Below are 7,800 nucleotides of genomic sequence, written 5' to 3'. Positions count from 1 at the left end.
TAATCATAGTTTTTTGTACGTGATTTCTGGACACAAAACAACAAAAAATTGCAGGTTTTCGTACGAAGGGGCTAGGCCTCCAACAAACGACCGTTTGTTGATGGTTTAGTCCGCGGGTTTAGAAAGATTGATTTGGGTGTGGGCAAAGTCCTGGCCATGTCGAGGTTTCTGCTGCAATGAGCACTCTATGAAGGGAGGTTTTCGGTGCCCGAGTAGGGTTAGAGGAGGGCAGTGCAAAGGTCAGAATGTTAGGAGCTGATCCTGTCGCCGTAAATTTTAGGGCACTGTTAGGGCACCGTTTGGGCACAGACCAAAAAAAAGGACTGGCGTTCTCACGCAAGTCCTTGATATTTATGGCGCGCCCGAGAGGATTCGAACCTCTGACCTCTGCCTCCGGAGGGCAGCGCTCTATCCAGCTGAGCTACGGGCGCTTGAAATCGCTGCTGTTGCGTCAATTTCGAGTGCGCAATCTTACGTGCGCAGCGGGTGTCTGTCCAGCCCCGTCACAGGTTGTTTTCAGGCCGGGTGCAGCGGTTCCGGCGTGATGCTGACCAGTGAGTCCTCGTTACCGATGCTGACCTCGCCGTCCTGGATGGAACATTGCAGGCTCATGGTACGTTCGACCATGGCAGCCAGGGCTTCGATCGGTGCGGTGGGCAGGTTGATGATGGTGAGATTGTTGAATCGCGTCAGCTTGTTATGGTGTTTTTCCCACCACAGCGGTACCGCGCGTCCTCCGTAGGTGTACAGGATAACCTGGCGTGAGCGGTTGCAGGCTTTGCGCAGGCGGCTTTCGTCCGGCAGCCCCAGTTCGATCCAGAGTTCAATCTCATCGCTTAGGGATTTCCGCCATAACTCGGGTTCATCGTCCGTGCTCAGCCCCTTGGTAAACTCAAGATCCTCACTGGCATTGAGCACGAACGCCAGCAGCCGGCTCATCATGCGTTCGTCGTTCTCGGAGGGGTGGCGCGCCAGGGTGATGTGGTGGTCCGCATAGTAGTGACGGTCCATGTCGGCAATGTTCAACGTGGCTTTGAAGATGGTGGCCTTGAGCGCCATAAGGCTTCCTTGCGTTGGTCGATGGATCTGAATGATGACCGCCAGTGTAATGCAATCTCGCGTAGTTTTTAATCAAAGGGCTTGCAATTCTGCATGCAAATAACAATAATTATCACTATCTTTCATTGGGCAGTGAGTGATTCGTATGTATGTATGCCTTTGCCATGGCGTAACCGACCGTGAAATCCGTGAAGCCGCCGATAACGGCATCAGTTCCATGCGCCAGTTGGGCAAGGAGCTCGGTGTGGGCACCCAGTGCGGCCGCTGCGCCTGTACCGCGCGGGAAATTCTGCGTGAAAGCCGCACCCCGGACTATCTGGCCATGGCAAACATGCTTGCTCAGCCCGCCTGACATCGCGCTTACTGCGAGCTTTTCCCAATTGTGATTTTTTCTCCCTGAACAAAGGTCTATCCTTGTTGGAATTGCTCATTCATCCAGGAGACCCGTCATGAAAGGCGACAAGAAAGTCATCCAGTTTCTGAACAAGGTGCTCGCCAACGAGCTCACCGCCATCAACCAGTACTTCCTGCATTCGCGCATGTACAAGGACTGGGGCATCACCAAACTGGCCGCCAAGGAATACGAAGAGTCCATTGATGAAATGAAGCACGCCGATCAGTTGATCGAGCGCATTCTGTTTCTGGAAGGGCTGCCCAACCTGCAGGATCTCAACAAGCTGCTGATTGGCGAGAACGTGGAAGAGATGATCTCCTGCGACCTCAAACTGGAGCACCTGGCCCACACTGACCTGAAAGAGGCCATTCTCCACTGCGAAACGGTACAGGACTTCACCAGCCGTGAACTGTTCCGCAGCATTCTGGACAGCGAAGAAGAGCACATCGACTGGCTCGAAACCCAGCTGGAAATGATTTCCCAGATGGGCATCCAGAATTACATCCAACTGCAATCAGAAGCCGCGGAGTAACACCCGACAATGGACCTGTCCTGTTTCAAGGCCTATGACCTGCGGGGTCGTGTTCCGGACCAGCTGAACCCGATCCTGGCCGAGCGTATTGGCCGTGCGTATGTGGAAGTCACCGGCGCGAAACGCGTCATCGTAGGCTATGATATTCGCCTGTCCAGCCCGGAAATCAGCGAAGCCCTGAGCTCTGGTCTCATGGCCGCGGGGGCTGATGTTTTCGACATCGGCTTGTGCGGCACCGAGCAGGTGTATTTCGCCACCAGCCACTACAAGATGGACGGTGGCATCATGGTAACGGCCAGCCATAATCCCCGGGATCACAATGGCATGAAAATGGTCGGGCCGGATTCACGCCCGATCAGCTCGGACAATGGCCTGAACGACATTCGCGACCGAGTGCCGGAACCGTTCGGCGATGCCCCCCGACAGGGCCGCTACGAGGCGCTGGAAGTGATGTCCGCGTACGTGGATCACCTTCTGGGTTACGTTGACGCTGCTGCGCTCAAGCCGCTGAAGATCGTGGTCAATGCCGGGAACGGTGGCGCGGGTCTGGTGATCGACCAACTGGAACAGCACCTTCCGTTCGAGTTCGTCAAAGTGCACCACCAGCCTGACGGCCATTTCCCCAACGGCGTGCCCAACCCCATCCTTGAGGAAAATCGCGCGGCCACCGCCGATGCCGTCATAGCCAGCGGCGCCGCCATGGGCATTGCCTGGGACGGAGATTACGACCGCTGCTTCTTCTTCGACGAAAACGGACGCTTTATCGAGGGCTACTACATCGTCGGCCTGCTAGCGGACCAGTTCCTGCGCAAGACCGGCGGCGGCAAAGTCATCCACGACCCGCGCCTGACCTGGAACACCCTGGATCTGGTCAAAGCGGCCGGCGGCGAAGCCATCGAAAGCAAAACCGGCCACGCTTTCATCAAACAGCGCATGCGGGACGAAGACGCGGTCTACGGCGGCGAGATGAGTGCCCACCATTACTTCCGTGACTTCGCCTACTGCGACAGCGGCATGATTCCCTGGCTGTTGATCGCCGAACGCCTGTGCCAGACCGGCCAGCCGTTCTCCTCCCTGATCGACGCCCGCATCGAAGCCTACCCGGCCAGCGGCGAAATCAACCGCACAATCGCCGAACCGCCAAGAGTCATCGCTGCCATTGAAGCGGCCTACAGCGTTGGCGCCAAAAACGTCAGCCATGTAGACGGCCTCAGCGTGGAATACGACAACTGGCGTTTCAACCTGCGGATGTCCAACACCGAACCGGTGGTGCGGTTGAACGTGGAGTCGCGCGGGGATATCCCGTTGATGGAAGCCAAAACCGCCGAATTGCTGGCGGAAATGGACAGGTTGAATACCTGAGGCTTGTATAAGAGCTCGGGGCCGAGCGGAACGGCACCTTTTCCTGAAACTGTGCGGAGCCATGGATGGCGGAGCCCAAGCGCCACATGGATGTGCTTGAGCGTGTTTCAGGAAAAGGTGTCGTTTCGCTTGGTCTTGAACAAGGTCTACAGCCAGTCGTTTAGCATAATGCCAACCCCGACCCGCTGAATCCGCTCGTTGTAGTCGATCAGACTCTCCCCGTAGCCGTTGTAGTACTGGAAAAACCCTCTGATCGTATCCCCCATGGGAAAACTGTACCCGAATTCCACCGAAGTCTTGTTGTCCTCCGAGCGCAAATTGTTGCGCAGCTTCAGGGAGAGGGTGCGATCCTCTGTCAGCTTATAAACCGCGAGATAATCCGCATGCCCCAGAAAACGCTCGATATCCGGGTTGTCATCCTTGCTGTCGCTCTCCGGCAATCGGTACCAGGGCTTTAACAGGAACAGCCAGCGGTTGTAGCTGTAGCCCACCGACCCGACGATTCGGTTCCAGCTGCGTGAGCGGGGCTCTGACTGACCGTTGGACTGATGGTTAAAGCCCACCGTGAGGCCGCTCAGTGTGCCGGGGCCAAGGTCGTAGTCTGCCTGATAACGCAGAAAAATCTCCGGCTCGTAATTGGTCTCCCGGAAGGGGGCGGAATCGTCGGTATTGTAGACCTGCCAGAACGATTGCTGGGTATAGCCGAACCATAGGGTTGTGCGGTCATCAAGCCAGCCGGTCAGCAATGGCACCTTGAAGCTGATCTGGTATTTGGCTTCCTCGTTGTCGAGCGAGTGGTCATACGCCGTCTCGCCGAGTCTCGGGCTGACGGGTCTCTCGTTGGGTGTGTCCACCCAGGTGATCGGCAGGATGTAGGTTGGCCGATGCCCGACAAAGCTGCCGGAGAACGAGAACACGGCCTTCTCCGCGGCGGTGTAACGTTGCACCAGTGCCGCCATCACGCCGTCGTCCTCGTCCTCCGAATCGCGGGCTATCTCCTCCACCAGAACCTCATCGTCCGAAGCCTCAGCGAGCGCGTCGTAGGCAAAGGTGTCGGTGGCCTCCTCGGCCTGGCGGACGTCTTTCTGTTCAGCCTGCCCACGGGCTTCCACGGGGTCATTCAGGCTGTCGTAGCAGGCCAGCCGCTGGATGCCGTCGTCAATCAGGGCGCAGTCCTGCAGTGTCAGGTCTTTTGGCAATGACGTATCTGCAGGGCTGCCATCGGTCTGACCGAGGCCGAGGGCGGGTAACAGGCAGAACGCCAGGAGAGGCATTGTCGGGGAGCAGGCGTGCCGCAAGCTGCTGAATGAGAAGTTCATGCGCGAAAGTCCTTGTTAGGCTGAAAGGCTGACCCAGGTGTTGAAGATGCCATAGGACCATACGCCGAGCAGGGTAAGGGCCAACAGTGAGAAAACGAATTTGTGCCGGGTTTTCTCGCGGGTTTCGGCAAGCGCGACCCACCGCAGATACATCAGGCCGATGAAACTGCAGAAGACCGCCAGGCTCGCCATCGCCGGAATCAGGAGCCAGCCCGGATTGAGAGCACTTGCAGACTCGGCTTTGTGGGAGAAATAACCCATGGAGATCAGCAGGATGGCAAGTGATCCGAATTCCAGCGCCAGTAAAGGCTTGCGAAGCGGGTGGGGCGTTTTTTCAGTAGGTTGCATAAATCCTGGTCCCGGGAAAGGTCGTATGCCATGGTAACCGCAATAGCGATTGAACGTTTGAATGCTTACGAAACGGCAATAAAAACGGTTGAAATCGAGTGGCGATTTCGAGCTTTGGTTTTTTTGCCTTGCCGCAATCGCTATAATGCAATGTCTGACTATTATAACGCTCTGATGCGAGGTGCATTGTGAAGATGAAGAGAGTCCTGGCTGCTGTATTGCTTGGCTTTGGCCTGACAGCGGGTGCCGTAACGGCAAGTGTTGAAGACGAAATTCGTGCGCGCATCGCCCCGGTGGGCGAGGTGTGTGTTCAGGGTGAGGATTGCGGTTCTGCGGCCGCGCCGGTTGCCAGCGCCAGTGCTGGTCCCCGCAGTGGTAATGAAGTTTACGATGCGGCCTGCATGGCCTGTCACAATACCGGTGCTGCGGGCGCGCCGAAACTGGGTGATGCCGGGGCGTGGAGTGGTCGTGTCGAGAAAGGTTTAGACACTTTGGTTAGCCATGCCATCAATGGTTTTAACGCTATGCCGGCCAAAGGCGGCTGTGGCAGCTGTTCCGATGCAGACATTGAAGCGGCTGTCGAATATATGGTGTCAGAAGTAAATTGAAAGTGAAGAAAAAGTATTAATAAAAAAACCCGCCGGCTGGCGGGTTTTTTTATTAATGCCCATCATCCGTGGACTGGGCTACGATTGGCCGCCAGGTGAGCCGGCCTGTAATGGCTGAGACCTCCTGTTCGCCCAGTTGAACGGGAATGCGCCATTGGGCGGTTTCATCGGACTGGTCGACCTCTGGTTTAGACAAACGTGAGTCTATCCACACGAAAGTGCCCGAGCCAGAGACCTCCACCCAATGTGTATCCTCTGCGACCGCATATCCTTCGCTCTGAAGGAGATTTGGCCAGTCTACGCTGTGGACGTGCGCCTGTACGCTGCTATCTGTGAAGCGTAAGAAAGGCTCGTTCTCAGAATCGTAGACCGTCAGCACTTGCTCACCGTCGTAACGAATCATCAGAGCTGGCTGCGGCGCGTCCACCACCATGGCACTCATTCCACCAACATCGCCCTCGTGGGCGATGGTCGCGATGGTTACTCCCTCGGGTACATTTTCTGCACCCGGGGGTTCGTGGGCCATCCCTGGCCCGGCCATGGTCAAAAGCGCAGCAGTCAAAAGGCCGGAAGCTATCCCGTGAATGCCTGACTTTTGATCACTTTGGTTCATGACGCCTCCTAGCGCTGCCCGGTCAGGGTGCCAAGAAGATTAGAGAGCGGCCCGTCACGCAGCTCTTCGTCAGTATCGCCACCCTCATCAACCATCTGCATACCGCCGCTGCATTGCAGAGACCCAGTGGTTTGCACCATGATTGGCGCAGAGACCGACGGTACCCGGCCTTCCTCGGTGTTCTTGCTGGCGAACAGCATATAAGCACCGGCTGGCGTCACGCTGGCACTCTCGGGCATTTTCAGCCGAATGTTATTACCATTGCGGCTTTGCACCGGCAGCTCGATGGCGCGCTGATCGCTGTCAACGGCATGTGTCATCACTGTTCGACGGATCAGCAGTACCTTGTCGATCTCTGCTGCCTGGTCTACCTGAATGCTGAACTCATCACCCGGCATCAGGGTTTCCGGTGCGGAAAGGATCTCTGGGCGGTCGTTTCGCATAGCGTACGGCGGGGTGTAGATCTCAAAGCTCGGATCCCGGCCGTCATACGGTGCCAGTCCGAACTCTTGCAGGTCGACAAACCGCAGGTACGCGGTATTGATCGGAGAGTGACCTGCCACCATGACGCGGCCATCCGGAAGCAGCACAGCGGTATTGTGGTAGGTCCGCGCACGGATACCAGACGCCATTTCTGTCCAGGTGCTGGTCTCGGGGTCGAAGCGCTCCGCGGTTTTGATCGGACCTTCCAGGCCGGGCACGACCACACCGTCACGATCGCCACCACTGAAGACCATGACGGAGCCATCGGGCATCAGCACGTTGGTGCCATACCAGCGCGGCCGATTGAGTGGTCCGGTCAAACGTGATTCGTAGTCGACTTCATCGCCGTCGGTGCGAATCGTATCGATCCGGCTCTGGGCGATGGGGAAATATCCGCCCGGGCTGGTCAGCAGAGCATAGCTCGGTACGCCACCTGCAGTCAGGAATTCGGCATCGGTGTATTCGCCGTTTTCATTGGGCTTGAGGGGGAGCATTGTGGACGAGGTCGAGCCGCGCATCCCGCCACCAATGGCACTTTTCAAAGTGTCGGGATCAATGTCGAGTTCACTTGCGAGCGTCAGCAGGTTGCCGGCTGAGCCGACCAGGTCGCCGACCAGAGATGCACCCTGTTCCAGTGACAGGTTAGTCACGTTCAACGTGCTGGCCAGTTGACCCAGGCCAATTTCATCCAACTCCAGCGGCAGACCGGCGTAAGCAAGGTCTGTCCAGCGCTGTTCGGCCGGGTTGTAGGTGGCAGCGATATTCCACAGCGCTTGATCGTAGGCCTGTCCGAAGGGATTGAAGGCCTGTCCACCGGCGTTATAGTAAACGTGGCCGTTGGGGAGCAAATGCAAGCGGGGATAGAGTGGCAGCGAGCGGTCCGCAGTGGACGGATTGACGCTCCAGGTGCCGGTGCACGGATCGAAGACTTCTGTCTGCGCAATGTTGCGACCACTGTTCAGCGGGTCACTGGGATAGACTGGCTTGAGGAGCTTCTCAACACCACTGGCGACTAGTACTTTGCTGTCCGGCAGAGTAACCAGGGAGGGGTACCAGCGACCGTACTTCATGTCGCCGCTTTG

Annotated in this window: 9 protein-coding genes and 1 tRNA gene; 4 read left to right on the top strand and 6 right to left on the bottom strand. The window is 57.2% G+C overall.

Translation table 11 applies throughout. The features are described 5' to 3' along the window. Positions 1–354: 354 nt before the first annotated feature. Positions 355–431, bottom strand: a tRNA-Arg gene (locus MLC70_RS15330). An 85-nt stretch (positions 432–516) separates the two neighbouring features. Further along, complete coding sequence (locus MLC70_RS15325) at positions 517–1,059, bottom strand: YaeQ family protein (RefSeq protein WP_248185257.1); 543 nt, start codon at positions 1,057–1,059, stop codon at positions 517–519. A gap of 145 nt (positions 1,060–1,204) precedes the next feature. Here MLC70_RS15325 and MLC70_RS15320 point away from each other — a divergent pair, with 145 nt between their 5' ends. The 3 genes from MLC70_RS15320 (at position 1,205) to MLC70_RS15310 (ending at position 3,347) form a co-directional block, all read left to right on the top strand. Then, positions 1,205–1,411, top strand: a complete 207-nt coding sequence (locus MLC70_RS15320) for a bacterioferritin-associated ferredoxin (RefSeq protein WP_248185256.1) — start codon at positions 1,205–1,207, stop codon at positions 1,409–1,411. 97 nt (positions 1,412–1,508) lie between these two features. Continuing rightward, positions 1,509–1,985 (top strand): bacterioferritin, encoded by a 477-nt coding sequence (gene bfr, locus MLC70_RS15315; RefSeq protein ID WP_248185255.1) that lies wholly within the window; start codon positions 1,509–1,511, stop codon positions 1,983–1,985. A 9-nt stretch (positions 1,986–1,994) separates the two neighbouring features. After that, a complete protein-coding gene (locus tag MLC70_RS15310; RefSeq protein ID WP_248185254.1) occupies positions 1,995–3,347 on the top strand; it encodes a phosphohexomutase domain-containing protein in 1,353 nt (450 codons plus the stop codon). Positions 3,348–3,493: 146 nt separating this feature from the next. Here the strand turns inward: MLC70_RS15310 and MLC70_RS15305 are convergent, their stop codons facing one another. Both MLC70_RS15305 and MLC70_RS15300 read right to left on the bottom strand, forming a co-directional pair. Continuing rightward, the gene (locus tag MLC70_RS15305; RefSeq protein ID WP_248185253.1) at positions 3,494–4,666 is read right to left on the bottom strand and encodes a phospholipase A; all 1,173 of its coding nucleotides are present in this window, start codon (positions 4,664–4,666) and stop codon (positions 3,494–3,496) included. 15 nt (positions 4,667–4,681) lie between these two features. Further along, positions 4,682–5,014: a hypothetical protein gene (locus MLC70_RS15300; RefSeq protein ID WP_248185252.1), complete on the bottom strand. Its 333-nt coding sequence runs from the start codon at positions 5,012–5,014 to the stop codon at positions 4,682–4,684. Positions 5,015–5,208: 194 nt separating this feature from the next. Between MLC70_RS15300 and MLC70_RS15295 the strand changes: the two genes are divergently transcribed. Then, entirely contained in the window at positions 5,209–5,622 is a 414-nt protein-coding gene (locus MLC70_RS15295) for a c-type cytochrome (RefSeq protein ID WP_248185251.1), read from the top strand. A 52-nt stretch (positions 5,623–5,674) separates the two neighbouring features. Here MLC70_RS15295 and MLC70_RS15290 read toward each other — a convergent pair whose 3' ends face one another. Both MLC70_RS15290 and MLC70_RS15285 read right to left on the bottom strand, forming a co-directional pair. Further along, entirely contained in the window at positions 5,675–6,235 is a 561-nt protein-coding gene (locus MLC70_RS15290; protein ID WP_248185250.1) for a hypothetical protein, read from the bottom strand. Between the two features lie 8 nt (positions 6,236–6,243). Then, on the bottom strand, positions 6,244–7,788 hold the full coding sequence (locus MLC70_RS15285; protein WP_248185249.1) for a galactose oxidase early set domain-containing protein: 1,545 nt from the start codon (positions 7,786–7,788) through the stop codon (positions 6,244–6,246). Positions 7,789–7,800 lie beyond the last annotated feature (12 nt).

Source organism: Marinobacter goseongensis, from assembly GCF_023156235.1.
GTDB classification, from domain to species: domain Bacteria; phylum Pseudomonadota; class Gammaproteobacteria; order Pseudomonadales; family Oleiphilaceae; genus Marinobacter; species Marinobacter goseongensis.
This window is presented reverse-complemented; position numbering and strand designations above follow the sequence as displayed.

Excerpts from the sequence above, each read along its gene's own strand:
- MLC70_RS15325 (WP_248185257.1), bottom strand. The coding sequence starts at position 1,059 with ATGGCGCTCAAGGCCACCATCTTCAAAGCCACGTTGAACATTGCCGAC.
- MLC70_RS15320 (WP_248185256.1), top strand. The coding sequence starts at position 1,205 with ATGTATGTATGCCTTTGCCATGGCGTAACCGACCGTGAAATCCGTGAA.
- bfr (WP_248185255.1), top strand. The coding sequence starts at position 1,509 with ATGAAAGGCGACAAGAAAGTCATCCAGTTTCTGAACAAGGTGCTCGCC.
- MLC70_RS15310 (WP_248185254.1), top strand. The coding sequence starts at position 1,995 with ATGGACCTGTCCTGTTTCAAGGCCTATGACCTGCGGGGTCGTGTTCCG.
- MLC70_RS15305 (WP_248185253.1), bottom strand. The coding sequence starts at position 4,666 with ATGAACTTCTCATTCAGCAGCTTGCGGCACGCCTGCTCCCCGACAATG.
- MLC70_RS15300 (WP_248185252.1), bottom strand. The coding sequence starts at position 5,014 with ATGCAACCTACTGAAAAAACGCCCCACCCGCTTCGCAAGCCTTTACTG.
- MLC70_RS15295 (WP_248185251.1), top strand. The coding sequence starts at position 5,209 with ATGAAGAGAGTCCTGGCTGCTGTATTGCTTGGCTTTGGCCTGACAGCG.
- MLC70_RS15290 (WP_248185250.1), bottom strand. The coding sequence starts at position 6,235 with ATGAACCAAAGTGATCAAAAGTCAGGCATTCACGGGATAGCTTCCGGC.
- MLC70_RS15285 (WP_248185249.1), bottom strand. The coding sequence starts at position 7,788 with ATGAAGTACGGTCGCTGGTACCCCTCCCTGGTTACTCTGCCGGACAGC.